The sequence below is a fragment of the Streptomyces sp. NPDC029044 genome (genome assembly GCF_040637495.1).
GTDB lineage: Bacteria > Actinomycetota > Actinomycetes > Streptomycetales > Streptomycetaceae > Streptomyces.
Genome location: NZ_JBEZWN010000081.1, coordinates 1 through 21,730, shown reverse-complemented (window position 1 = coordinate 21,730; position 21,730 = coordinate 1). Strand labels below are relative to the sequence as shown.

Here is a 21,730-nt window from a genome sequence, read left to right as displayed (position 1 = left end):
GTGACCATCCAGACTAACGCGATCGCGGGGCGCCTCCGTACGCCGGAAGGTCAGAGGTCCGTCGCACCGTCCTTGATCCCGTCCCAGACCCCGGGCAGTTCGGCCTCCACGCGGACCGCCCGCTGCTCCTCGCGCTCGTGGAGCAGGCCGTAGGTGAAGGCGCTCTCCCCCGCGGCGTGGGCGACCGCCGACAGCTCGCGCAGTGCCTGCCGGGCCATCACGCTGTCCTGGTGCTCGCCGAGCAGGTTCTGCAACGACTTCATGGACTTGACCATGGTCTTGGCCCGCTTGCCGAGGACGGGTTCGGCCGCCTCCGCGGCGTAGCGGGTGCGCTTGGTCTTCTTGCGCGCCTCGTGCAGCGCGACGTCCCGGTCGGTGCCGGGCTCCAGTTCCGCCGCGCGCCGGATCAGCCCGGACACCTTGCGGAAGTCCTTCCGTACGGCCTTGGCGATCGGCTTGCGGGGCGCCTTGCCTGCCGCCTTGAGCAGCGGTGGGTCGGCGATCAGCGCGTCCAGGGTGTCGAGGAGGGTCAGGTAGCGGCGGGAGTCCAGGACGCCGAGGAGGCGGCCGCGGGCTCCGCGGTGCTCGGCGCTGGACCAGGAGTGCAGGCGCTGTGCGACCGGGCCGCGGACGAGGCCCTCGGGCACCTCGTCGAGGGCCGCGGTCAGCCGGTCGGTCAGCACCTCGCGGTCACGGTCCAGGCCCAGCTCGCCGGCGAGCCACTTCAGCTCGTCGCCGACGGGGTCGGTGACGGTCCGGTCGAGGATCTTGCCGAACGACTTGAAGGTGCTGCGCAGCCGGCGGGTCGCCACGCGCATGCTGTGCACGGAGTCCTCGGCGTCGCGGCGGACGGCGGGGTCGAGCTCGACGATGGCGTCCCGCTGGGTGCGCACGTAGGCGAGCACATGGTCCGCGGCGGTCACCGGTTTCCGGGCGGGCGCGGTCCTGCGCCGCTTGCCCGGTGCCGTCTCCTCCAGGGCGCGGGCCAGCTTCGACGACGACGCCGACGGTCGTACGCCCGCCTTGCGCAGCCGCTTCTCCACCTTGTCGAGGAGGGCGGGGTCTCCCCCGTCGGCGAGCTCCACCTCGATCTCGGTCCACCGCGCCTGACCGCCGCGCCCCGTGAGCCGCTCGGCGTGCACGGTGTCCACGCTCACCTCGGCGAGCAGACGGCGGTCCGCGTCGAGCAGATGGCGTACGTCGCGGTCGGAGCGCAGCCGGACCACCGGCAGCAGCTCGCCGTCACGGACCCGGGAGCGGACCAGCGCGGCGAGGTCGTCGGGGAGGGTGTCGGAGAGCGGGGCGTGGATCTCGTCGCGGACGCCCGGGGTGACCGGGAACTTCAGGTGCCAGCCGGCGTCGGAACCGCCGGTGCGGCGGCGCAGGGTGACGGACGACGCCGCGAGGCGTTCGTCACCGGTGTCGTAGTAGGTGGCGTCGAGGTGGGCCACACCCTTGTCGGCGACGGCCGCGACCCCGGTGACTCCGGTCAGGTCGGGCAGTCCGGCCTCCGCCGACTCGTACTTCCGCTCGATCTCGCGCTTGCTGTCCACCATGCACCGAATCTAGTCGGCCGGGGCGCGGGGCGGCAGAGGGCCACCCCGCGCGGCATCAGGCCGACATCGGTCGTTGCACCCGGATCGACTGCAACAACCCCACCGCTATCCACACGGCGAACATCGATGATCCGCCGTAGGACACGAACGGCAGGGGCAGGCCGGTGACCGGCATGATGCCGAGCGTCATGCCGACGTTCTCGAACGTCTGGAAGGCGAACCAGGCGACGATGCCGGCGGCCACGATCGTGCCGTACAGATCCGTGGTCTCACGGGCGATGCGGCAGGCCCGCCACAGCACGATGCCGAGCAGCAGGATGATCAGGCCGCCGCCGAGGAAGCCCAGTTCCTCGCCCGCCACGGTGAAGACGAAGTCCGTCTGCTGTTCGGGCACGAACTGGCCGGTGGTCTGCGACCCGTGGAAGAGGCCGGAGCCGGTCAGGCCTCCGGAACCGATGGCGATGCGGGCCTGGTTGGTGTTGTAGCCGACGCCGGCCGGGTCGAGTGCGGGGTTGGCGAAGGCGGCGAAGCGGGCGATCTGGTAGTCGTCGAGCACCCCGAGCTGCCAGACGGTGACCGCGCCGAGGGTGCCCGCGCCGAGCAGGCCGAACACCCAGCGGTTGGACGCCCCGGAGGCCAGCAGCACCCCGAGCACGATGATGACCATCACCATGACCGACCCGAGGTCGGGCATCAGCATGACGATCAGCATGGGGACTGCGGCCAGACCGAGCGCCTGCACGACCGTGCGGTGGTCGGGGTACTGCTTGTCGCCCGCGTCGACCCGGGCGGCCAGCAGCATCGCCATGCCCAGGATGATCGTGACCTTGACGAACTCCGAGGGCTGCAGCGAGAAGCCGCCGGGCAGCTTGATCCAGGAGTGGGCGCCGTTGATGGTGGAGCCGAGTGGGGTCAGCACCAGCAGGATCAGCAGCACGGAGAAGCCGTAGAGGACGGGCACGGCCGTGCGCAGGGCGCGGTGGCCGAGCCAGATCGTGCCGGCCATCAGGGCGAGGCCGATGCCGGTGTTCAGCAGGTGCCGGACGAGGAAGTAGTACGGGTCGCCCTGGTTGAGCTCCGTGCGGTTGCGGGTGGCCGAGTAGACGAGGAGCGTGCCGAGCAGCGACAGGACCGTCGCCGACAGCAGGATCGGCCAGTCGAGCCGCCGCGCCACCGAGTCGCGGGCCAGCAGCCGCGTCCAGCCGGAGCGTTCGGGTCCGTAGCCGGAGACCTGGAAGCTGTTCACACCGCCGGTCATGCGAGGCACCTCCGGCTTCCCCGGCGGCGGCGCCGCCTTCGGGTGTCACGGTTCTCCGGCGTCGGCGGGGCGGCCGTCGCCGGCTGGAGCGGGTCCGGGGCGTTCGGGTCCTTCTTCTTGGCCTGCTGGTCCTTGGCCGGGTCCTTGGAGACCTTCGGGGAGGCGATGGTGCCGTCCGTCTTGACCTTGGGCAGGGCCTTCTGCGGGGCGGGCAGCAGGGCCTTCTTCGCGTCGATGGCGCCGTCCTCGGAGACGCCGTACAGCGCGTTGTAGATGTTGCGGACGGCGGGGCCCGAGGCGCCGGAGCCCGTACCGCCCTGGGAGATCGTCATGACGATCGAGTAGTCCTTGGTGTACGTGGCGAACCAGGAGGTCGTCTGTTTGCCGTAGACCTCCGCCGTACCCGTCTTGGCGTGCATCGGGATCTTGTCCTGCGGCCAGCCGCCGAACCTCCAGGCGGCCGTACCGCGGGTGGCGACTCCCGCGAGGGCTTCGTCTATCTCGTCGCGCGTCTTCTGCGTCATCGGCAGCTTGCCGTGCGACTCGGGCTTGATCGGCGTGACCGTCTTGCCGTCGGCGCTGATGACGGCCTTGCCCACGGAGGGGTTGTAGAGGGTGCCGCCGTTGGAGATGGCCGAGTAGATGGTGGCCATCTGGATGGGTGTGACGAGCGTGTCGCCCTGGCCGATGGAGTAGTTGACGGAGTCACCGGCGCGCAGGCGGTTGCCTTCGAGGCAGTTCTCGTAGGCGATCTTCTCGGCGTAGCTGCCGTTGCGCTTGCCGGTGCGGCACCAGACGTCCTTGTTGGCCTTCCAATAGTCCAGCTTCCACTTGCGGTCGGGGACGCGGCCGGTGACCTCGTTGGGCAGGTCGATGCCGGTCTCCTTGCCGAGGCCGAACTGGTGGGCGGTCTTGTAGAACCAGTCGTTGGCGTTCTTCTTCGGCTTGGTGCCGCCGTCGCGCTTCCACTCCTCGTGGGAGAGGGCGTAGAAGACGGTGTCGCAGGACACCTCCAGGGCGCGGCCGAGGCTGATGGCGCCGTGGCTCTGGGACTCGAAGTTCTTGAAGACCTGGCCACCGATCGAGTACGAGCTGGAGCAGTTGTAGGGGCCGTTGAAGGAGTACCCGGCGTTGACCGCGGCGGCCGTCGGGATGACCTTGAAGATGGAGCCGGGCGCCGACTGGCCCTGGATGGCGCGGTTGAGCAGCGGGTAGTTGGAGCTCTTGCCGGTGAGCCGCGCGTAGTCCTTGGCGGAGATGCCGCCCACCCAGGCGTTCGGGTCGTAGGTGGGGTTCGAGGCCATGGCGACGACGCGGCCGGTCTTGGCCTCCATCACCACGACGGCGCCGGAGTCGGCCTTGTAGTTGGTGCCGGTGTTGCGGTCGTGCTGCTTGCGGGCTTCCTTCATCGCCTCGTTCAGCTGGTACTCGGCGATGCGCTGGACCCGGGAGTCGATGCTGGTGACGAGGTTGTCGCCGGGGTGGGCCGGGTCGGCCTCGGCCTGGCCGATGACCCGGCCGAGGTTGTCGACCTCGTAGCGGGTGACGCCGGCCTTGCCGCGCAGCGCCTTGTCGTACTGGCGCTCCAGACCGGAGCGGCCGACCTGGTCGGAGCGGAGATACGGCGAGTTGGTGTTCTGCGCCTTCTTGATCTCCTCGTCGGTGACCGGCGAGAGGTAGCCGAGGACCTGGGCGGTGTTGGCCTTGCCGGGGCTCGGGTAGCGGCGCACGGCCTCCGGCTCGGCGGTGATGCCGGGGAAGTCCTCGGCGCGCTCGCGGATCTGGAGGGCCTGCTTGGCGGTGGCCTCGTCGGTGATGGGGATGGGCTGGTAGGGCGAGCCGTTCCAGCAGGGCTGCGGCGTCTCGGCGTCGCACAGCCGGACCTTCTCCTGGACCTCCTTGGGCGTCATGCCCAGGACCTTGGCGAGCTTGGTGAGGACTTCCTCGCCGTCGTCCTTCATCTTCAGCAGGTCGGTGCGCGAGGCGGAGACGACCAGCCGCGTCTCGTTGTCCGCGAGGGCCACGCCGCGGGCGTCCAGGATCGAGCCGCGGACGGCCGGCTGGACGACCTGCTGGACGTGGTTGCCCGAGGCCTCCTTGGCGTAGGCGGCGCCCTCGCGGATCTGGAGGTACCACAGGCGCCCGCCGAGGGTGAGCAGGAGGGAGAGGACGAGGACCTGGATGACGACGAGCCGGATCTGGACCCGTGAGTTCCGGCCGGTCTCGGGAATGTTGGTCACTGCGGCTGCCTCCCCCTCTCGGTGCGCGTACGGGTGTGCGGAGCCGACGGTCTGCCGGGGCACGTGTGTGCGGTGTCGAGTGATGAACGCCCGGCCCGCGGGCCGGCGTTCCTACTGGACCGACCCGTTCGGGTGAACTTCCCTGCGCTCACAGCCGCTTGACCCCCTTGATGCGCCCGGCGCGTGCCATCCGCGCCCGGGCGGCCTTCACGCGCAGCCCGTTGCGCTGGCTGCCGATCTTCAGTCCGGTGCCGCCGGAGAGCCAGCCGGAGGAGATGTCGGTGGCCTTGGCCGCGGCCGAGGTCGACTCGGCGAGCGGATCGTTCTCGGCGCGCCGGGCCAGGGCCATGATCCCCGGCACGACGAAGGGGGCGAGCAGCAGGTCGTACAGGGCGGCCGTGAACAGCAGGCTGCCGAGGCCCACATGGCGGGCGGCGGTGTCACCGACGAGGGCACCGACCCCCGCATACAGCAGGGTGGAGCCGACCGCGGCGGCGACCACGACGGCCATCGGGCCGGTCGCGGACTTCAGCTGGCCCGTCTCGGGTTTCACCAGGCCTGCGAGGTAGCCGATGACGCACAGCACCAGGGCGTAGCGCCCGGCGGCGTGGTCGGCGGGCGGGGCCAGGTCGGCGAGCAGGCCCGCGCCGAAACCGACGAGGGCGCCGCCCACGTGCCCGTACACCAGCGCGAGGCCGAGGACGGTCAGCAGCAGCAGATCGGGCACGGCGCCCGGCAGATGCAGGCGGGCGAGGACGCTGACCTGGATCACCAGGGCGACGACGACCAGGGCGGAGGAGAGCAGGATCCGGTTGACGCGCATGGGGTGACAGCTCCTACTGCTCTTGCTGGTTCTGGCCGTCCACGGGCGCCTCGGGGGACGGCGTCACGGTCACCGTCACCGTCGGCCTGGGGGTCGGCTTGGGCTTGGGCGGGAGCACCGTGTCACGCGGGTCCTTCTTCGGGGCCTCGACGACGACACCGACGATGTCCAGCTTGGTGAAGGCGGCGTACGGCGTGACGTAGAGCGTGCGGGTCAGGCCGCCGCCGGAGGGGTCCACGCGGGAGACGACGCCGACGGGAACGCCGGGCACGAACGGCCGGTCGGCCTGGGAGCCGAAGGTGACCAGGCGGTCGCCCTTCTTCACCTCCGCCTTGCCGTTGAGGAGTTCGACGCGCAGCGGGCGGTCGCCCTGCCCGGAGGCGAAGCCGAGCTCGTCACCGGACTCCATCCGGGTGCCGACGGTGAAGTCGGGGTCGCTGGCCAGCAGGACCGTGGCGGTGTTGGGCCCGACGGTGGTGACGCGGCCGACGAGTCCGTCCCCGTTCAGGACCGTCATGTCGCGCTTGATGCCGTCGTTGGCTCCGACGTCGATGGTGATGGTCCAGGAGAAGCCCTGCGCGGCTCCGATGGCGATGACCTCGGCGCCCTTGATGCCGTACCGGCCCTGGCCGGCGACCTTCAGCATCTTGTCGAGCTGCTTGAGGCGGCTGCGGCTGCGGTCGTCACTGCCCAGGCGCGCCTTCAGGGCCGCGTTCTCCTCTTCCAGCGCGGCGAGCCGGTCGTGCCGCTCCCCGGAGTCGCGGATGGCGGAGACCGCGTTGCCGACCGGGTCGACCGCGGCCGAGACGCCGCTCTCGATCGGGCCGAAGACCGTGGCCGCGCCCTGCCGGGCACCGTCGACGGGCGAGTCCTCCCCACCGCGGATGTCCACCGTGATCAACGCGAACGCGATGGCGATCAGCAGCACCAGGAGCAGCCGGCTCTCTCGTGTGTCCCTCACGTGCGGCGGCCGTGCCCTTCCTCATAGGAATTCGGGAAGCCCCAGGGAATCCCGAGGGGCTGCTTTGTGGGAGCTTATGCCTCTATATCAACGATCCGCCGTACGAGAGGAGATCGTCCCGTACGGCGGAATCGAAGAGTTACGTCATCTGCGCGGCTGGGCGTCGAGCACCTGCTGGAGCGCCTCGAACTCCTCGACGCACTTTCCGGATCCGAGCGCCACGCTGTCCAGCGGGTCCTCGGCGATGTGGATCGGCATGCCGGTCTCCCGGCGCAGCCGCTCGTCGAGACCCCGCAGCAGCGCCCCGCCGCCGGTCAGAACGATTCCTCGGTCCATGATGTCGCCGGACAGCTCCGGCGGACACTTGTCGAGGGTCGTCTTGACGGCGTCGACGATCGCGTTGACCGGCTCCTCGATCGCCTTGCGGACTTCGGCGGCGGAGATGACGACGGTCTTCGGCAGCCCGGAGACGAGGTCCCGGCCACGGATTTCGGTGTGCTCGTCGGAGTCGAGGTCGTACGCCGAACCGATCGTGATCTTGATCTGCTCGGCCGTGCGCTCACCCAGCAGGAGGGAGTACTCCTTCTTGATGTGCTGGATGATCGCGTTGTCCAGTTCGTCGCCCGCGACACGGATGGACTGGGCGGTGACGATGCCGCCGAGGGAGATGACCGCGACCTCCGTGGTGCCGCCGCCGATGTCGACCACCATGTTGCCCGTGGCCTCGTGGACCGGCAGGCCGGAGCCGATGGCCGCGGCCATGGGCTCCTCGATGATGTGCACCTGACGGGCGCCGGCCTGGGACGACGCCTCGATGACGGCGCGGCGCTCGACGCCCGTGATGCCCGAGGGCACACAGACGACAACCCGCGGACGAGCCAGATACCGCCGCTTGTGGATCTTCAGGATGAAGTAGCGGAGCATCCGCTCGGTGATCTCGAAGTCGGCGATCACGCCGTCCTTCAGCGGACGCACGGCAACGATGTTGCCGGGCGTGCGCCCGATCATCTTCTTCGCTTCGGCGCCGACCGCGAGGATGCCACCGGTGTTGGTGTTGATCGCGACGACGGACGGCTCGTTGAGTACGATCCCGCGACCCCTGACGTACACCAGCGTGTTGGCGGTCCCGAGGTCGACAGCCATGTCACGGCCGATGAACGACATTGAGTTCCCCATCAGGATTCGTCTGGCCTTCCCACTAGCTTTTGAGGGCTTTTCAGGTAGGCAAAGGTGGGTGCTGTGACGTGAAGGCTTCCATCGTAGACGCGCCTTCGCGAACACTGCGGGAGGGTCTCCGCCATTGTCAGCAGATGCCGTCCGCATTCGCTTCTGGAGACGGGCGTTCGGGGACCATCGTTCCCTCGATCGCCACGCATATGCCGCAAAGTCCGGGGGCTACGACCCCCGGACCCGCCGTATGTGCTGGTGAGGTGCGGGCGCTACGCCCGGCCGGGGAAGAAAATCTTCACCTCGCGCTCGGCGGACTCCTCGGAGTCGGAGGCGTGGATCAGGTTCTCCCGGACGATGACGCCGTAGTCGCCGCGGATGGAGCCCGGCGCCGCGGCGATCGGGTCGGTCGGGCCGGCGAGTGCGCGCACGCCCTCGATGACCCGCTCACCCTCGACGATCAGCGCCACGACCGGACCGGAGGCCATGAAGTCCACCAGCGGCTCGTAGAAGGGCTTGCCCTTGTGCTCGCCGTAGTGCTGCTCCAGCGTGTCCTGGTCCAGCGTGCGCAGCTCCAGCGCGGTGATCGTCCAGCCCGCCTTGCGCTCGATGCGGCTGATGATCTCGCCGGTCAGGCCTCGACGGACGGCGTCGGGCTTGAGGAGGACGAGGGTGCGCTGGCTCACGACGGGCTCCTTGTACGTAAAGGTTTAGCGGTGGGACGAGATTACCCGGCGTGTCGGGGCGACTGTCACGCAGCGTCAGGTGTGGAGGAACCCGCAGGGGAGCCCGCCTGGGCCGCGAATCTCGCCTTCGCCTCGTCCACCTTCCGGCCGTAGTGCACCGACGCCCACCACAGGGCCGCGAAGACCGCCCCCAGGAAGAACATGCTCGGGACGACGAACCCCGACGCGATGAGCGCGATCTGCAGCGCCCAGCCGAGGACGACCCCGCCCGGCCGCGTCACCAGACCGCACAGCACCAGGCACAGGAACATCGCGATGCCGCTGACCGTCCACACGGTCGTCATGGACAGGTCGGGATCCTTCATGGCGACCAGTCCGGCGAACCCGATGACGAAGAACTCGCCGATCAGCGTCGAAGAACAGAGCGTGCGCACGGGACTCAGCCCCTCCCCAGGAGCAGTCGGGCCTCGCCGACGGTGATGACGGAACCGGTGACGAGCACACCGCCGCCCGCGAACTCGCCCTCCTCCTCGGCCAGGGTGATGGCGGCCTCCAGCGCGTCGGGCAGCCGCGGCTCGACCTGGACGCGCTCCTCGCCGAACACCTCCACGGCGATACCTGCGAGCTCGTCGGCGTCCATCGCGCGGTGGCTGGAGTTCTGCGTGATCACGACCTCCGCGAACACCGGCTCGAAGGCCTCCAGCAGCCCCCGTACGTTCTTGTCGCCGCTCGCGCCGACCACGCCGATGAGCCGGCTGAACTGGAACGCCTCCCCGATCGCCTCGGCCGTCGCCCGCGCACCCGCCGGGTTGTGGGCGGCGTCCAGCACGACCGTGGGCGACCGGCGCACGACCTCCAGCCGGCCCGGCGAGGCCACGGCGGCGAAGGCCTTGCGGACCGTGTCCGGATCCAGCGCGTCGGCCCGCTGCGCGCCCACGCCGAAGAACGCCTCGACGGCGGCGAGCGCGACGGCCGCGTTGTGCGCCTGATGCGCGCCGTGCAGCGGCAGGTACACCTCGGGGTACTCGCCGCCGAGCCCGCGCAGCGTCACCAGCTGCCCGCCGACGGCCACCTGCCGCTCGACGACGCCGAACTCCAGCCCTTCCCGGGCCACGGTCGCGTCCACCTCGACGGCCTTCTTCAACAGCACCTGCGCCGCGTCGACCGGCTGCTGCGCCATGATGACCGTCGCACCCTGCTTGATGATGCCGGCCTTCTCCGTGGCGATCTCGGCGTGCGTGCCGCCGAGCCGGTCGGTGTGGTCGAGGTCTATCGGCGTGACGACGGCGACGTCACCGTCGATCACGTTCGTCGCGTCCCAGGAGCCGCCCATGCCGACCTCCACGACGGCCACGTCAGCGGGGGCGTCGGCGAACGCCGCGTACGCCATGCCCGTGAGCACCTCGAAGAACGACAGCCGGTACTCCTGCTGCGCGTCGACCATCTCCACGTACGGCTTGATGTCCTGGTACGTCTCGATGAACCGCTCGGGCGAGATGGGGGCGCCGTCGAGGCTGATCCGCTCGGTGATCGACTGCACGTGGGGCGAGGTGTAGCGGCCGGTGCGCAGCTCGAAGGCGCCGAGCAGGGCCTCGATCATGCGGGCCGTGGAGGTCTTGCCGTTGGTGCCCGTGATGTGGATCGACGGGTACGACCGCTGCGGCTCGCCCAGCACGTCCATCAGCGCGGCGATGCGGCTGACGGAGGGCTCCAGCTTCGTCTCGCCCCAGCGGGTGGCGAGCTCGGTCTCGACCTCGCGCAGGGCCTTGTCGACCTCGGGGTCGGCGGGGCGCGCGGGGACGTCGGCGTCGGGCGGGCCGCCCTGGGTGCGCAGGGTTCGGCTGCCGGCCTCGATGACCGCGAGGTCGGGGTCGCGGGTGGTCTCCTCCGCGATGATCTCGTCGAAGGCGTTGAGGGGGTCGGGCTGGTCGTCGGCGTTGTGGTCTGGAGGGAGCTCGCTCACGGGGCCAGTCTACGGAGCGGGGGTGACATCGGTCGGGGGTGGCTTGTGTCGTCCTGTCCGTGCCGGTCGTGCGTGGCTTGTCGCGCGGTTCCCCGCGCCCCTGAAGTGCGTGCGGGCCCCGGCGCTGACCAGCACCGGGGCCCGCACGACCGACGAACCCTTACGCCTGCGGCAGCCTCTCCAGCTGGGCCTGGATGCGGGCGATGTCCTCCTCCGCCTTGGCCAGGCGGGTGCGGATCTTGTCGACGACGTGGTCGGGGGCCTTCGCCAGGAACGCCTCGTTGCCGAGCTTGGCGTTCGCCTGGGCCTTCTCCTTCTCGGCCGCGGCGAGGTCCTTGGCCAGGCGCTTGCGCTCCGCCGCCACGTCGATCGTGCCGGAGAGGTCGAGGGCGACCTCGGCGCCGGCGACCGGGAGGGTGGCCGTGGCCGTGAAGGCGTCGCCCTCGGGCTGGAGCCGGAGCAGCTGGCGGATGGCGGCCTCGTGGGGCGCGAACCGCGTGCCGTCCAGGGTCAGCCGGGCCGGGACCCGCTGGCCGGGCTGGAGGCCCTGGTCGGCTCGGAAGCGGCGGACCTCGGTGATGACCGACTGGAGTGACTCGATCTCACGTTCGGCGTCGGCGTCCCGGAAGCCACTGTCCTTCGGCCAGTCGGCGATGACGACCGACTCGCCGCCGGTGAGGGTGGTCCACAGGGTCTCGGTGACGAACGGGACCACCGGGTGCAGCAGCTTCAGCGTGACGTCGAGGACCTCACCGAGGACGCGCTGGGAGACCTCGGCCGCCTCGCCGCCCGCCTGGAACGTCGTCTTGGACAGCTCGACGTACCAGTCGAAGACCTCGTCCCACGCGAAGTGGAACAGGGCGTCGGAGAGCTTCGCGAACTGGTAGTCCTCGTAGAACGCGTCGACCTCGGCGACCACCGAGTTGAGGCGGGACAGGATCCAGCGGTCGGTCGAGGACATCTTCGACGCGTCCGGCAGCGGGCCCTCGATCGTCGCGCCGTTCATCATCGCGAAGCGCGTCGCGTTCCAGATCTTGTTGGCGAAGTTCCGCGAGCCCTGGACCCAGTCCTCGCCGATCGGGACGTCGACGCCGGGGTTGGCGCCGCGGGCGAGGGTGAAGCGCAGGGCGTCGGAGCCGTACTTGTCCATCCAGTCCAGCGGGTTGACCGCGTTGCCGAAGGACTTCGACATCTTCTTGCCGAACTGGTCGCGGACCATGCCGTGCAGGGCGATGGTGTGGAACGGCGGGGTGCCGTCCATCGCGTACAGGCCGAACATCATCATCCGGGCGACCCAGAAGAAGAGGATGTCGTAGCCGGTGACCAGGACGGAGTTCGGGTAGAACTTCGCGAGCGACTCGGTCTGTTCGGGCCAGCCCAGCGTGGAGAACGGCCACAGGCCGGAGGAGAACCAGGTGTCGAGGACGTCGGTGTCCTGACGCCAGCCCTCACCGCTCGGCGGCTCCTCGTCGGGGCCGACGCAGACGACCTCGCCGTTCGGGCCGTACCAGACCGGGATGCGGTGGCCCCACCACAGCTGGCGCGAGATGCACCAGTCGTGGAGGTTGTCGACCCAGTCGAAGTAGCGCTTCTCCATCTCCCGCGGATGGATCTTGACCTTGCCGTCGCGGACCGCGTCACCGGCGGCCTTCGCGAGCGGGCCGACCTTGACCCACCACTGCATGGACAGGCGCGGCTCGATGGTGGTCTTGCAGCGCGAGCAGTGGCCGACGGAGTGGACGTAGGGCCGCTTCTCGGCGACGATCCGGCCTTCGGCGCGCAGGGCAGCGACGATCGCCGAGCGGGCCTCCAGCCGGTCCAGGCCCTGGAAAGGGCCGTGGGCGGTGATCACCGCGTGCTCGTCCATGATCGTGATGGCCGGCAGGTCGTGGCGCTGGCCGATCTCGAAGTCGTTCGGGTCGTGCGCCGGCGTCACCTTGACGGCGCCCGTGCCGAACTCGGGGTCGACGTGCTCGTCCGCGACGACCGGGATGGAGCGGTCGGTCAGCGGCAGCTTGACCAGCTTGCCGATCAGGTGCTTGTAGCGCTCGTCCTCGGGGTGGACGGCGACGGCCGTGTCACCGAGCATCGTCTCGGCACGGGTGGTGGCGACGACGATGGTGTCGTCCCCGTCGCCGTACTTCATGGAGACGAGCTCGCCGTCGTCGTCCTGGTACTCGACCTCGATGTCCGAGATGGCCGTCAGACAGCGCGGGCACCAGTTGATGATGCGCTCGGCGCGGTAGATCAGCTCGTCGTCGTAGAGGCGCTTGAAGATGGTCTGGACGGCCTGGGAGAGGCCCTCGTCCATCGTGAAGCGCTCGCGCGACCAGGCCACGCCGTCGCCCAACCGCCGCATCTGGCCGCTGATCTGGCCGCCGGACTCGCCCTTCCACTGCCAGACCCGCTCGACGAAGGCCTCACGGCCCAGGTCGTGCCGGGACTTGCCCTCCTTGCCGAGCTCGCGCTCGACGACGTTCTGCGTGGCGATCCCGGCGTGGTCCATGCCGGGCTGCCACAGCGTCTCGTAGCCCTGCATGCGCTTGCGGCGGGTCAGGGCGTCGATGAGCGTGTGCTCGAAGGCGTGCCCCAGGTGGAGCGAGCCCGTGACGTTCGGCGGCGGGATGACGATGGTGTACGGCGGCTTCTCGCTCTTCTCGTCCGCCTCGAAGTAACCCCGCTCTACCCAGCGCTCGTACAGCGGCCCCTCTACGTCGGCCGGCGCGTACTGGGTCGGCAGGTCGGTGCTGGGCGCTGGTGGCTGCTGCTGAGCGTTCTCGGTCACGGGGGTCAGTTTAGAGGTGTCACGACCCCGTCCCGAAACGCGTTTGCTTTGTAACGGTGGGGGGCCCGATGCCATGCACACGGCGGGTCTGCGCCAGGATGGCCGGAACACATAAGCATCTGGAGGGGAACCCAGAACATGAGTTACAACCAGCCGGGCCCGTACGGCGGGCAGCCCCAGCAGCCCGGTCCGTACGGCCAGCCCGGCCCGTACGGCCAGCCGCCGCAGGCGCCCCAGCCCGGCTACGGCTACCCCCAGCAGCCCCCGCAGGGCGTCCCGCCCCAGCAGGCCCCCTACGGCCAGCAGCCCCCGTACGGCCAGCAGCCGCAGCCGCCCTACGGCCAGGCCCCGTACGGCGTGCCCCAGCCGCCCGCGCCGGGCGGCGGCAAGAAGAAGACCGGCCTCATCATCGGCGCGGTCGCCGTCGTGGCGGCGATCGGCGTCGGCACGTACTTCGTGATCGGCGGAGGCGGCGGCGCGGGCGCCCTGGAGGACGACGGGCCGCACAAGCTGGCGACTCCGGCGAAGGTGATGAGCGAGTACAACCGCATCACCAAGGACGGGGCGACCGCCGGCGACGACTCCACCAAGGAGCTGGAGAAGAGCGGCGTCAAGAACGGCAAGTCGGTGCTGGCCACCTATTCCACGGTGGACCCCACCAAGTACGACCCCACGGACCCGTCCTCGGCCGCCGAGATGGCCACGGCCAAGAGCGTCAACTTCTTCGGGGTCTACGGCGAGGTCTCCGACCCGGAGGCGTCCCTGGACACCTTCTTCGCCAACTTCAAGAAGTCCGCCGAGAAGGACTCCTCCAGCAGCAGCGGCGGCAAGACCGAGCTGATCGGCGAGCCCGAGGAGGCGGACCTCGACGGCGCGGTCATGAAGTGCCAGGCGCTCAAGGGTCAGAACGTCATGACCAAGAAGGAGCAGACCAACTGGTTCTGCGCCTGGGCCGACTACAGCACCATCGCGGTGGTCTCCTCGGGTACCGCCGCCGGTGACACCTCCAAGGACACCGCCATCGACATCACCACCAAGATCCGTCCGGAAATCCGGGTCAAGGTCTGACGACGCCGGAGGCAATAAAGGGAAGGGGCCCCGGTCGATGACCGGGGCCCCTTCCCTTTATTTACGTCTGCGTCACGCCGTCTTCTGCTCCCCCGGCCCCCGCCCCCGCGCATCCCGCGGGATCAGCGTCGGGTTCACGTTCGACTGGACGACGTCCGCCGTGATGACGACGCGGGCGACGTCCTTGCGGGACGGGACCTCGTACATCACGCCCTGGAGGACTTCCTCCATGATGGCGCGCAGGCCGCGCGCGCCGGTCTGGCGGAGGATGGCCTGGTCGGCGATGGCTTCGAGGGCCTCGCGCTCGAAGTCCAGCTCCACGCCGTCGAGTTCGAAGAGGCGCTGGTACTGCTTGACGAGCGCGTTGCGCGGCTCGACGAGGATCTGGAGCAGGGCCTCGCGGTCGAGGTTGTGGACCGAGGTGATGACCGGCAGGCGGCCGATGAACTCGGGGATCATGCCGAACTTGACCAGGTCCTCCGGCATGACCTCCTGGAACTGGTCCTTGGACTCCATCTCGCGCTTGGAGCGGATCTGCGCGCCGAAGCCGATGCCCTTGGCACCCGCCCGGGCCTCGATGATCTTCTCCAGACCGGCGAAGGCGCCGCCCACGATGAACAGCACGTTCGTCGTGTCGATCTGGATGAACTCCTGGTGGGGGTGCTTGCGGCCGCCCTGCGGCGGGACCGAGGCCGTGGTGCCCTCCAGGATCTTCAGCAGTGCCTGCTGGACGCCCTCGCCCGACACGTCGCGCGTGATGGAGGGGTTTTCGCTCTTCCTCGCGACCTTGTCGATCTCGTCGATGTAGATGATCCCGGTCTCGGCCTTCTTGACGTCGTAGTCGGCCGCCTGGATCAGCTTGAGCAGGATGTTCTCGACGTCCTCGCCGACGTAACCCGCCTCCGTGAGGGCCGTGGCGTCGGCGATCGCGAAGGGGACGTTCAGCATGCGCGCGAGGGTCTGCGCGAGGAGGGTCTTGCCGGAGCCCGTGGGGCCGAGGAGCAGGATGTTGGACTTCGCCAACTCGATGGCGTCGTCACGGCCGTTCGCCCCGCCGTTCTCGCCGGCCTGGACGCGCTTGTAGTGGTTGTACACCGCCACGGACAGGGCCTTCTTGGCGGCTTCCTGGCCGACCACGTAGCCCTCGAGGAACTCGTAGATCTCGCGGGGCTTCGGGAGCTCCTCCCAGCGGACCTCGCTGGTTTCCGCCAGCTCTTCCTCGATGATCTCGTTGCAGAGATCGATGCACTCGTCGCAGATGTACACACCGGGCCCTGCGATGAGCTTCTTGACCTGCTTCTGGCTCTTGCCGCAGAACGAGCACTTGAGCAGATCGCCGCCGTCACCGATGCGTGCCACGGTGTGCTTCCCCTTCGCCTGGGAGACTCCTGGACGTCGACGTCCAGCGGACTCCTGGTGCTGCCTTATGTCCGACGGTACCTTGCCGGGCCCCCCGTTCGGGCCCCCCTTGGCGCGGTTCGCTTTGACGTGAACCGAGTCAAACCGTGCCAAGGGGCGGCAGACGTCACTGCCTCTCGCGTCAGCGCAGGCTCGAGTTGTCCATCTTCCGGGTGGTGATGATCTGGTCGATCAGGCCGTAGCTCAGCGCGTCCTCGGCCGTGAGGATCTTGTCGCGCTCGATGTCCTCGCGGATCTTCTCGACCGGCGTGGTGGAGTGCTTGGCCAGCATCTCCTCCAGCTGCGAGCGCATCCGCAGGATCTCGTTCGCGGCGATCTCCAGGTCGGAGACCTGGCCGCGGCCGGTCTCGCTGTACGGCTGGTGGATCAGGACGCGCGCGTTCGGCAGGGCCATCCGCTTGCCCGGCGTGCCGGCGGCCAGCAGGACGGCGGCGGCGGAGGCGGCCTGGCCCATGCAGACCGTCTGGATGTCCGGCTTGACGTACTGCATCGTGTCGTAGATCGCCGTGAGCGCCGTGAAGGAGCCGCCGGGGCTGTTGATGTAGACCGAGATGTCACGGTCGGGGTCCATCGACTCCAGGCACAGCAGCTGCGCCATGACGTCGTTGGCGGAGGCGTCGTCGATCTGGACGCCGAGGAAGATCACGCGCTCCTCGAAGAGCTTCGCGTACGGGTCGTACTCGCGGATGCCCTGGGAGGTGCGCTCGACGAAGCGGGGGATGACGTAGCGGGACTCGGCCTGCGGGCCGGTGTAGCGGCCCTGCGAGCCGTTCATGTCCTGCACGGCGTGCATACGGTCGTAGATCCCGCTGCCGGGGAACTGGTTCACGGTGTCTCCTGAAAAGGGCTGAGGCGGTCGGCTGGGGCTGTCTGGGGTCGCTGGGGCCCGGCAGGGCTCCGTGGGCCTCACGGGGCGCCACAGGCCCCGTGGGGACCGCTCAGGCCCCGGTGCCGCCGCCGCCCGGCATACCGGCGGCCGTGGGAATCACGTCGTCGATGAGGCCGTACTCCTTGGCCTCGAAGGCGTCGAACCAGCGGTCGCGGTCCGAGTCGCGGGTGATCTGCTCGACCGACTGCCCCGTGTGCTGGGACGTGAGCTCGGCCATGCGCTTCTTGGTGTGCAGCAGCCGCTCGGCGTGGATCTTGATGTCCGAGGCCGAACCGGCGAGGCCGGCGGAGGGCTGGTGGATCAGGATCTCGGCGTTCGGCAGCGCGAAGCGCTTGCCGGGGGTGCCGGCACTCAGCAGGAACTGACCCATCGAGGCCGCGAGGCCCATGGCGATGGTGACCACGTCGTTCTTGATGAACTGCATGGTGTCGTAGATCGCCATGCCGGCCGTGATGGAACCGCCGGGGCTGTTGATGTACAGGTAGATGTCCTTGTCCGGGTCGGCGGCAAGGAGCAGCAGCTGCGCGGTGATCTTGTTCGCGATGTCGTCGTCGACCGGCTGGCCGAGGAAGATGATCCGCTCGTTGAGCAGCCGGTTGTAGACCTGGTCGCCGAGGCCGCCACCGATAGAGGGCTCGCCGGCGGCTGAGGGCATCAGATTCGTCACGTATCCACCTGCTCGTCTTACGACGGCGCCGGGCCGTCTCACGTTTCCCTAGGGGCTAGGAGCCGTTCGGGGACTCCACTGCCCTCGTATTCATGGACCCTAACGCGCGGGTCCCTTCGGGGAATCCCGGAGATGGGAGTGTTCGCCGGGGGCGTAGTGCTGCGCGGCCGGGCCGGGGGTGGTTTCGGCCCTCGGTCGGGCCGCAGGGCCCGTCGTGGTCGATCGCGCGGTTCCCCGCGCCCCTGAGGGTGAGCTGCCCTCGCGGGTGGAAAAAGGCCCCGGGGTTTCACACCCCGGGGCCTTCCTCACGAACTCGTCGCGACCGGGACTCAGCCCTCGGTCTTCTCCTCGGCGGACTCGGCCGGGGTCTCCTCGGCGGAGGCCTCGGTGGTCTCCTCGTCCTCTTCGTCGTCGAGGTCGATGACCTCGCCGTTGGTGTCCTTGACCGTGGCCTTCTCGACCACGACGGCCAGGGCCTTGCCGCGGGCGACCTCGCCGACCAGGAGCGGAACCTGGCCGCCCTCGACGACCGCCTGGGCGAACTGGTCGGGGGACATGCCGGAGGAGGCCGCACGGCGCATGAGGTGCTCGGTGAGCTCCTCCTGGTTGACGTTCAGCTTCTCCTGCTTGACGAGCTCGTCGAGCACGAACTGGGTCTTGATGCCCTTGACCGCGGCTTCCTTGGTCTCGGCGTCGAACTCCTCCTCGGTCTTGCCCTGGATCTCCAGGTACTTCCCGAGGTCGAGGCCCATCTGGCCGAGCTGGTGGTGCTCCAGGTTGTGCTTGCGGGTGTTGATCTCGTCCTCGAGCAGCTTCTCGGGGACGGGCACCTCGACGAGCTCCAGCAGCTTCTCCAGGACGCGCTCCTGGGCCTGCGTGGCCTGGTCGTACTGCTTCATGTTCTCGAGGCGCTTGCGGCTGTCCGCGCGGAGCTCCTCGATGGTGTCGAACTCGGAGGCGAGCTGCGCGAACTCGTCGTCCAGCTCGGGCAGTTCACGCTTGGCGACCTGGGTGACCTTGACGGTGACCTCGGCCTCCTTGCCGGCGGCGGAGCCGCCCTTGAGCTCGGAGGTGAAGGTGGCCTCGCCACCGGCCTCCACGCCCTTCACGGCGTCGTCGATGCCGTCCAGCAGCTCGCCGGAGCCGATGGTGTAGGAGACGCCGTCGGCGACGCCGTCCTCCAGGACCTCGCCGTCGACCTTGGCCTGGAGGTCGATCGTCACGACGTCGCCGTCCTCGGCGGCACGCTCGACCGGGGCGGTGGAGGCGAAGCGCTCGCGCAGCTCCTCGACGGCCTTGTCGACGTCCTCGTCGGTGACCTCGACCGCGTCGACCTCGACCTCGATGCCGGAGAAGTCCGGGATCTCGATGGAGGGGCGGATGTCGACCTCGGCGGTGAAGTTCAGCGTCTCGCCGTCCTTCAGCTCCGTGATGTCGACCTCGGGCTGGCCCAGCACGCTGAGCTCGGCCTCGTTGACCGCGTCGGTGTAGAACTTCGGAAGCGCGTCGTTGACCGCCTCCTCCAGAACCGCACCGCGGCCGAACCGCTGGTCGATGACCCGGGCCGGGACCTTGCCCTTGCGGAAGCCCTTCACCGTGACCTGCTGGTTGATCTTCTTGTACGCCGCGTCGAGGCTGTCCTTGAGCTCCTCGAAGGGCACCTCGACAGTCAGCCGAACCCGGGTCGGGTTCAGGGTCTCCACGGCGCTCTTCACGGTTCGGTCTCCTTGTGGCTGACTTCTTGGTTTCTGCCGGGGCCAGAACGGCCCGGCGGATTTCGCCGCCCGGAGACTTCAGACGCTGAGACACACGGGCGTGCAGCTTGCATAGTAACGGCAGCGCCTACACCGCCCAAAAGGCGATCACGTGAGTGATCGGATGGGCGATCACGCGAGATGATCGGGTGGCTGGTCGGGGTGGCGGGATTTGAACCCACGGCCTTCCGCTCCCAAAGCGGACGCGCTACCAAGCTGCGCCACACCCCGTCTGGTGCGACACGTAGGGTACATGCCGACAGGCAGTGCGGCGGCCGCATTTCCACAGGGTCCGTGCCGCGTCGGCTCCGGCGGGAATGCGGTGTGCGACGACGGGGGCCGACCCGCTACGATGCCTTCAGTGCCGCGGTCACCCGACCTGCGGCGCGTGCTGTGCGGGCGTAGCTCAATGGTAGAGCACTAGTCTTCCAAACTAGCTACGCGGGTTCGATTCCCGTCGCCCGCTCCACATGGCTCAGGGCCAGGTCGGAGGATCATTCCTCGACCTGGCCCCGAGTGTTTCCGGGGCTTGGTCCGGTTCGGGGGTCGCCGCAGAGGTTCTGGGACGGCCGTTACGGTCGTCGCATGGCTTCCGACTCCTTCTCGCCCGCGGACATCGCCTCGATGCCCAGGGCCGAGTTCGCCTTCCCCGGTGCTCTGCGCGATCAGCTCGTCGCGGCGATCCTGGACGGTTCGAAGACGTCCACGACGGGACTCGTCGTCGACTACGAGCACGAGGGCGAGCCGATACCCGAGGCCGGGGACCGCTCGGTGGTCGTCGACTCGGACGGTCGTCCGGTCGCGGTGGTCGAGGTGACCGGCGTGCGTGTCGTTCCGCTGGCCGAGGTCGATCTCGCCCACGTCGTGGACGAGGGAGAGGGGCACCGCAGCGTGGCCGAGTGGCGGGAAGGTCACGAGCGGTTCTGGCACGGTGAGGACGTGCGGGCGGCTCTGGAGGACCCGCACTTCACCGTGGACGACACGACGCCGGTGGTTCTGGAGCGCTTCCGTCTCGTCACCGATCTGCGCCCCGCCGGCTGATCGGCGCCGGCAGACACCGGCTCGCTGATTCAGAGGGTCCGGACGTCCAGGGTGTAGACGGAGCGGTCGCCGTACGGGATGTAGAGGGCGTCCCCGACCAGGGTGAGGGGGGCGCCGGAGGTGTTGTCGGGCTCGCCGCTGTCGTCGCGGCCGTCGCGGGTGCCCTCGATCTCGCCGGTGGAGACGTTCAGGGCGGCCACCCGGCCACTGGGGGACGCAAAGTAGACGTGCGTGGCGGAGGCGGTCGGCGGGCCCTGCTGCTCCACGGTGGAATTGCTGTCCCAGAGGGTCCGGCCGGTGCGGGGCGAGACCGCGCTGACACCGCCGCTGCCCCGGGTGAAGTAGACGGTTCCGCGCCGGAGGTAGGCACCGGACGCCTCGGCCTGCTCGCCGGAGACCCGCACGGCGGTGAGCTCGCGCGAGGAGACGTCGAGCAGGGTCAATCCCTTGCCCGGCGAGTACGCGTTCGCCAGCACCAGGCTGCCGCCGTCCCGGCCGAGCAGGTCCTGGGCCCCCTTCGCCTCGACCGTCCAGCGGGGCTTGCCGTCGGCCGTGCCGATCTCGGACACGGTGGTCCTGGCGGTGTCCTGCTGCCACCTGCCGGTGGTGCAGATCAGGTAGGCGCGTTCGGCCGCGGCGCGCAGCAGGCAGTGGTCCGCGCCCTGCGGCTCGGGGCGCTTCCAGCGGACCTCGCCCGTGCCGGTGTCGAGCAGGGCGTACTGCTCTCCCTGGGCGCCGTAGGAAGTGATGACGCCTTCGGGGACGGCGACGGCGCCGCCCTTCACGCCGTCGGGGGCGCTCGCCGTCTGGCCGTCGGCCGTCTCGGTCCGCCACAGCACCTTCCCGGTGCCGGCGGCCAGGGCGGAGACGGTGTAGGTGAACAGCGGCCCGGCTCCGTCCGCCATCTCCCGCTCGTCCACCTGGTAGGCGTAGACGCGGCCGCGGCCCGTTCCGATGATCGAGCCCTCGTCGCTGGTCGGGCTCTGTGGTGCGGTGGCGTCGACCAGCCGGGTCCAGGTGTTGCGGCCCCCGGACAGGTCGAAGCGGGTCGCCATGACCTGGGCACCGGCGCAGAGCAGGGACGTGTCCACCACGGCGCAGCTCTGGAAGGAGTCGCGGCCCAGGCCGCTGTCGATGCTTTTGGGGGCCTTCGCCCTGGCGGCCCACGGTTTCCAGCCGACGGGGAGGTCGGCCGCCCTGGGGGTGGAGGAGGGCGGGCGGTCGTGGTCGCGGATCAGGGCGACGGTGGTGGTGACGATCGCGGCGAGTGCGACGGCCGCCGCGGCCGAGACCAGCAGCAGCCCGTGTCTGCGGCGGCCGCGGGTGCGCTCCGTGCCGGGCGCGGGGGCGCCGGCCTGGTCACCGGGTGGGCGGTGCTGTTCCGTCGGAGTTCTGTCGGGCCCGGGGCGCCGCGCCCCGGGCCGCCCGGCGTCCGGTCAGATCGGAAGAGCGG

General features: G+C 69.6%; 17 protein-coding genes and 2 tRNA genes. 3 read left to right on the top strand and 16 right to left on the bottom strand.

Annotated elements, in window-relative coordinates; genetic code table 11:
- Positions 1 to 50: 50 nt before the first annotated feature.
- The 10 genes from AB0E85_RS35720 to AB0E85_RS35675 form a co-directional block, all read right to left on the bottom strand.
- A complete protein-coding gene (locus AB0E85_RS35720) occupies positions 51 to 1,556 on the bottom strand; it encodes a CYTH and CHAD domain-containing protein (protein WP_361936405.1) in 1,506 nt (501 codons plus the stop codon).
- A 55-nt stretch (positions 1,557 to 1,611) separates the two neighbouring features.
- A complete protein-coding gene (gene rodA / locus AB0E85_RS35715) occupies positions 1,612 to 2,814 on the bottom strand; it encodes a rod shape-determining protein RodA (RefSeq protein WP_361936402.1) in 1,203 nt (400 codons plus the stop codon).
- A complete protein-coding gene (gene mrdA / locus AB0E85_RS35710; protein WP_361936399.1) occupies positions 2,811 to 5,054 on the bottom strand; it encodes a penicillin-binding protein 2 in 2,244 nt (747 codons plus the stop codon). Before mrdA ends, rodA begins: the two co-directional genes overlap by 4 nt.
- 148 nt (positions 5,055 to 5,202) lie before the next feature.
- Positions 5,203 to 5,877: a rod shape-determining protein MreD gene (gene mreD, locus AB0E85_RS35705; protein WP_161367644.1), complete on the bottom strand. Its 675-nt coding sequence runs from the start codon at positions 5,875 to 5,877 to the stop codon at positions 5,203 to 5,205.
- Positions 5,878 to 5,890: 13 nt separating this feature from the next.
- Complete coding sequence (gene mreC / locus AB0E85_RS35700) at positions 5,891 to 6,838, bottom strand: rod shape-determining protein MreC (protein WP_361936395.1); 948 nt, start codon at positions 6,836 to 6,838, stop codon at positions 5,891 to 5,893.
- Positions 6,839 to 6,982: 144 nt separating this feature from the next.
- Positions 6,983 to 8,002: a rod shape-determining protein gene (locus AB0E85_RS35695; protein WP_004001297.1), complete on the bottom strand. Its 1,020-nt coding sequence runs from the start codon at positions 8,000 to 8,002 to the stop codon at positions 6,983 to 6,985.
- Positions 8,003 to 8,277: 275 nt separating this feature from the next.
- Complete coding sequence (gene ndk, locus AB0E85_RS35690; RefSeq protein ID WP_030836243.1) at positions 8,278 to 8,691, bottom strand: nucleoside-diphosphate kinase; 414 nt, start codon at positions 8,689 to 8,691, stop codon at positions 8,278 to 8,280.
- 65 nt (positions 8,692 to 8,756) lie between these two features.
- Positions 8,757 to 9,125: a DUF4233 domain-containing protein gene (locus AB0E85_RS35685; RefSeq protein WP_361936390.1), complete on the bottom strand. Its 369-nt coding sequence runs from the start codon at positions 9,123 to 9,125 to the stop codon at positions 8,757 to 8,759.
- A gap of 5 nt (positions 9,126 to 9,130) precedes the next feature.
- Positions 9,131 to 10,654 carry a folylpolyglutamate synthase/dihydrofolate synthase family protein gene (locus AB0E85_RS35680; RefSeq protein ID WP_361936387.1) on the bottom strand — a complete coding sequence of 508 codons (1,524 nt, stop codon included), beginning with the start codon at positions 10,652 to 10,654 and terminating at the stop codon, positions 9,131 to 9,133.
- A 160-nt stretch (positions 10,655 to 10,814) separates the two neighbouring features.
- Positions 10,815 to 13,439 carry a valine--tRNA ligase gene (locus tag AB0E85_RS35675; protein WP_361936384.1) on the bottom strand — a complete coding sequence of 875 codons (2,625 nt, stop codon included), beginning with the start codon at positions 13,437 to 13,439 and terminating at the stop codon, positions 10,815 to 10,817.
- 138 nt (positions 13,440 to 13,577) lie between these two features.
- Between AB0E85_RS35675 and AB0E85_RS35670 the strand changes: the two genes are divergently transcribed.
- Entirely contained in the window at positions 13,578 to 14,507 is a 930-nt protein-coding gene (locus tag AB0E85_RS35670) for a hypothetical protein (protein ID WP_361936381.1), read from the top strand.
- 72 nt (positions 14,508 to 14,579) lie between these two features.
- Here the strand turns inward: AB0E85_RS35670 and clpX are convergent, their stop codons facing one another.
- From clpX to AB0E85_RS35645, 5 genes are all read right to left on the bottom strand, one after another.
- Positions 14,580 to 15,866: an ATP-dependent Clp protease ATP-binding subunit ClpX gene (clpX, locus tag AB0E85_RS35665; RefSeq protein ID WP_031114127.1), complete on the bottom strand. Its 1,287-nt coding sequence runs from the start codon at positions 15,864 to 15,866 to the stop codon at positions 14,580 to 14,582.
- Between the two features lie 181 nt (positions 15,867 to 16,047).
- The gene (locus tag AB0E85_RS35660) at positions 16,048 to 16,755 is read right to left on the bottom strand and encodes an ATP-dependent Clp protease proteolytic subunit (RefSeq protein WP_361936378.1); all 708 of its coding nucleotides are present in this window, start codon (positions 16,753 to 16,755) and stop codon (positions 16,048 to 16,050) included.
- Positions 16,756 to 16,864: 109 nt separating this feature from the next.
- Positions 16,865 to 17,470 carry an ATP-dependent Clp protease proteolytic subunit gene (locus AB0E85_RS35655; protein ID WP_030818448.1) on the bottom strand — a complete coding sequence of 202 codons (606 nt, stop codon included), beginning with the start codon at positions 17,468 to 17,470 and terminating at the stop codon, positions 16,865 to 16,867.
- 341 nt (positions 17,471 to 17,811) lie between these two features.
- Complete coding sequence (tig, locus tag AB0E85_RS35650) at positions 17,812 to 19,197, bottom strand: trigger factor (RefSeq protein WP_361936375.1); 1,386 nt, start codon at positions 19,195 to 19,197, stop codon at positions 17,812 to 17,814.
- A gap of 193 nt (positions 19,198 to 19,390) precedes the next feature.
- Positions 19,391 to 19,467 (bottom strand) — tRNA-Pro (locus AB0E85_RS35645).
- Positions 19,468 to 19,631: 164 nt separating this feature from the next.
- Between AB0E85_RS35645 and AB0E85_RS35640 the strand changes: the two genes are divergently transcribed.
- Positions 19,632 to 19,705 (top strand) — tRNA-Gly (locus AB0E85_RS35640).
- Between the two features lie 116 nt (positions 19,706 to 19,821).
- Positions 19,822 to 20,277, top strand: coding sequence for an ASCH domain-containing protein (locus tag AB0E85_RS35635; protein ID WP_361936372.1), 456 nt, complete (start codon positions 19,822 to 19,824; stop codon positions 20,275 to 20,277).
- Positions 20,278 to 20,306: 29 nt separating this feature from the next.
- On the opposite strand, the gene AB0E85_RS35630 is transcribed toward AB0E85_RS35635, so the two are convergent.
- Entirely contained in the window at positions 20,307 to 21,371 is a 1,065-nt protein-coding gene (locus AB0E85_RS35630; RefSeq protein WP_361936370.1) for a PQQ-binding-like beta-propeller repeat protein, read from the bottom strand.
- Positions 21,372 to 21,730: the final 359 nt, after the last annotated feature.

Excerpts from the sequence above, each read along its gene's own strand:
- AB0E85_RS35720 (WP_361936405.1), bottom strand. The coding sequence starts at position 1,556 with ATGGTGGACAGCAAGCGCGAGATCGAGCGGAAGTACGAGTCGGCGGAG.
- rodA (WP_361936402.1), bottom strand. The coding sequence starts at position 2,814 with ATGACCGGCGGTGTGAACAGCTTCCAGGTCTCCGGCTACGGACCCGAA.
- mreD (WP_161367644.1), bottom strand. The coding sequence starts at position 5,877 with ATGCGCGTCAACCGGATCCTGCTCTCCTCCGCCCTGGTCGTCGTCGCC.
- AB0E85_RS35695 (WP_004001297.1), bottom strand. The coding sequence starts at position 8,002 with ATGTCGTTCATCGGCCGTGACATGGCTGTCGACCTCGGGACCGCCAAC.
- AB0E85_RS35670 (WP_361936381.1), top strand. The coding sequence starts at position 13,578 with ATGAGTTACAACCAGCCGGGCCCGTACGGCGGGCAGCCCCAGCAGCCC.
- AB0E85_RS35655 (WP_030818448.1), bottom strand. The coding sequence starts at position 17,470 with ATGCCCTCAGCCGCCGGCGAGCCCTCTATCGGTGGCGGCCTCGGCGAC.
- AB0E85_RS35635 (WP_361936372.1), top strand. The coding sequence starts at position 19,822 with ATGGCTTCCGACTCCTTCTCGCCCGCGGACATCGCCTCGATGCCCAGG.